Genomic DNA, 2,927 nt, shown 5'->3' with positions numbered 1-2,927 from the left:
CGGTGGGAAGCAGATGTTAATGAAAGGCACTAAAACCGATAAAATGAACCATCATCCTTTTACCTGACTACGAATTACTATTACTGATGAAGTTGGTAATAGGATTTGGAAACCCATGTGGTTAATCACTATTGGTTCACCTATATCAAGAGTTGAGTCTAATTGATTGCTATGAGTCTGATCGACAGGGTTATGACATGGAACATTTGTTTCGATTTGGAAAACAAACATTGTTGATCACAGCTGATTCAACACAGTAATGTCGAACATGAAGAAAATTGGTTGAAATTAACACTTATTGCTGATGTTAATTTATGGGCAGCTAGAAATTTAGCCTTTGTTTTACCCCCTCCTTGGGAACATTATTTAAAGACTAATAAATCAGTTAAAATCACTCCCAGTTTAGTTCAAAGAGAATAAGAGCGAATAATTTCGAGTTTGGGTACAATGACCACATCTCCCAAACATCGAGGTGATTCTACCGGACCGATTAAAGGATATAAAACAACTTGAGCGAACTCCTCAAGTTGTTATCATCAAAGGCCACAAAAAATCCCAAAAATAACGAAAAGTTTCTTAGTAGTGGGCGACAACTCTTAATTATTGCCATTTTTCAGTGATTAAATTCACTGGAGACAGAGAAATATTTCTCTAGTCTAGTTAGGGTAATAATTACACTAACTATTTCTCTTTTTGTCCAAAGTCCAATAACTTCCTCCTCGTCAATTTTTCTATTTTGCTGAGAATCCCACACTTTGACATCCTCCCGACGTTGCGCTTACAAGGCCATTGCGGGATTCCCTAACATCACTGATAGAGGTTTTCTCCTGCCCCTTGCAGAGTCGCTCCGCGAACATAGCACCTGCCTCCAAGACAAAACCTCTTTTCGGTCTAAATACTTGCCAGCGCGGTGTTGGGGTCTCCGCCATGAGCGACTGAATCTGACACTGCTAGCCCAGGAGCCTTATTTAATTGAGGATAGAATACTATTTAAGAACAGCAACATTGATTGGTTTTCCTAATCCCTCTACTCTACGGTCAGGGGAGCGCGGATCTTCAGGCAACCTTGAGATAAATCTTTGATTTAGTTTGGGAGTGTATCAATCAATAAAGGTTCTAATTGGCCTTTGCTATCCAAAGCATAAATATCATCACAGCCACCAATATGTTGATCGTTAATAAAAATCTGTGGCACAGTACGACTTCCATTAGCACGTTCAGTCATACTATTTCTGGCAGTTTCATTGCCATCTATTTTGTATTCGGTGTAGTTAACACCTTTCCACCAGAGTAAAAGTTTTGCTCTAATACAATATGGGCAAGTTTGCCAAGTATAAATTTCGACCTTCGCTTTGATCCGTTCTGGATGACGACCTAGAATAGGGTTGAGAAAATCAAGCATTTTTAGTAATCAATTAAGTAGTAATAAATCAGGCAATTTAGATAATTTATAACGTATTTTTAAGCCAAACGGGAATAGACTTACCTCAGTTTCAATCTTTATTGTTAATTTGATAACTTGGCAAAAAGTATCTTAGATGCTGAAAATTTATATAGATATTTTGTACTAGACTATTTTCTTAAATTATTTATTGCCTGAAGATTTAGTATCTATATCTTGTAGGTTTTGCCCTCATTTTCATTTGTGTTTGCATTTTCTTTCTGATGTATAACTCCCTAGAAATCTTAGAAAAATAATGAGCAGTAAATACTACATTTACTATAAAAAAAGCTAAGACTAAAAATAGAAATAAAAAACTTGCTAAAGTAAATTTATGGAAGAAAGTAATAATTAAAAATACAATGGAAAGAAGACCAGCTCCAGAGGCAGCAGAACTAAGAATTAGCCAGCGCAAATTAGACATAGTTAAGTTGATAAATATTTTTGATTAATTAAGAAGGTAAATAAAAATTATTTAATCATATATCAATCAGTAATTATATATGAAAATCTGTTCACGCCATGAAGTATTTTAATCTTATGAATCATCCCTAATTGGGATCAATTAGTTTAAGTTAAATTTAATAGCAATTTAGAAGTATAGTCTATAATTAATTTACTTCTATTTAACTTGAGGAGCATTAGCTAAATTTGGTTCACTCTCTCAAAAGTGTTTCAAGTAGAAATATGTGAGTTAGCTTTATAGTTGAGAAAAACTTACAACAAAAGTTTTTCTTGTGGAATAGTTATTATTTCATTCCTAGCTTTATTACTGTCTTAATTTAACTATATTTTCTGTGCTATCAAGTTCGGATAGTTATTTATAAAAAACCTTCTTTCAATATTGAGAACAATTCTTATCACTTTCCCTACTCTCCTATTACCTCAGCAGGTAAGTCAAATTAAATATAAAATAATCATTGATCGGGAACAAAGAACAGTGAATAGGTAAAATGAAGCAGAGATTAAACAATTTTTATTACTTCACCTGACATATGGTTATTGGTTTGATTTTTTTTTACATGCACCTACTTATTATTTATAAGTATTTAACCGAAAATGATATTAAAGAAGAATGTAGATAGAAAATCAAGCTATATCAGAATTCAGACCAGGATTAATCCCACGTTGAAGCTATTTGCCTCTTGTTTCCTGTAAAGGTTGTGCTTTTCATCTTGCGCAGCTAAAGAAAGGCTTTTCATGTCGCGCAGCGAAACAGACGTGGGATTTCTCCCGGAGAGAGCTAAATATCTATCAAACTTAAAAGTATTGCTGAAAGATCAGAATTTATACAAAACTAAAGTTTACATTTTGTCAAGTTGTTTACGCAAATCCTCCAGTTCATCATCAACCTCTGATTTTTCTGCTGAACCTTGATTAGAAGCTGGTAATTGACTCTGACCTACTGAACCACCTGTAAGTTGTGCCTTCATCGCTGCCAACTCATCATCAACATCACTACTAGCTTCCAACTTTCGGAAATCCA

Annotated in this window: 5 protein-coding genes and 1 pseudogene; 1 reads left to right on the top strand and 5 read right to left on the bottom strand. The window is 34.3% G+C overall.

Translation table 11 applies throughout. The features are described 5' to 3' along the window. Nucleotides 1-51 precede the first annotated feature (51 nt). A complete protein-coding gene (locus F6K22_RS37455) occupies nucleotides 52-231 on the bottom strand; it encodes a hypothetical protein (RefSeq protein WP_293109860.1) in 180 nt (59 codons plus the stop codon). Between the two features lie 51 nt (nucleotides 232-282). On the opposite strand from F6K22_RS37455, the gene F6K22_RS37450 reads away from it, so the two are divergent. Further along, nucleotides 283-420 (top strand): hypothetical protein, encoded by a 138-nt coding sequence (locus tag F6K22_RS37450; protein ID WP_293109858.1) that lies wholly within the window; start codon nucleotides 283-285, stop codon nucleotides 418-420. 193 nt (nucleotides 421-613) lie between these two features. On the opposite strand, the gene F6K22_RS37445 is transcribed toward F6K22_RS37450, so the two are convergent. The 4 genes and pseudogenes from F6K22_RS37445 to F6K22_RS37430 all read right to left on the bottom strand — a co-directional run. Further along, nucleotides 614-754, bottom strand: a complete 141-nt coding sequence (locus F6K22_RS37445; protein ID WP_293109856.1) for a hypothetical protein — start codon at nucleotides 752-754, stop codon at nucleotides 614-616. Between the two features lie 330 nt (nucleotides 755-1,084). Beyond that, entirely contained in the window at nucleotides 1,085-1,402 is a 318-nt protein-coding gene (gene grxC, locus F6K22_RS37440; RefSeq protein WP_293109854.1) for a glutaredoxin 3, read from the bottom strand. Nucleotides 1,403-1,604: 202 nt separating this feature from the next. Continuing rightward, on the bottom strand, nucleotides 1,605-1,865 hold the full coding sequence (locus F6K22_RS37435; RefSeq protein ID WP_293109852.1) for a hypothetical protein: 261 nt from the start codon (nucleotides 1,863-1,865) through the stop codon (nucleotides 1,605-1,607). Nucleotides 1,866-2,745: 880 nt separating this feature from the next. Then, nucleotides 2,746-2,927: pseudogene (locus F6K22_RS37430) on the bottom strand (PspA/IM30 family protein); the annotation flags it as partial.

It is taken from the genome of Okeania sp. SIO2F4 (assembly GCF_010672385.1).
Classification (GTDB): domain Bacteria; phylum Cyanobacteriota; class Cyanobacteriia; order Cyanobacteriales; family Microcoleaceae; genus Trichodesmium.
The sequence above is the reverse complement of the archived record's forward strand: the minus strand, read 5'-3'. Positions and strand labels throughout refer to the sequence as shown.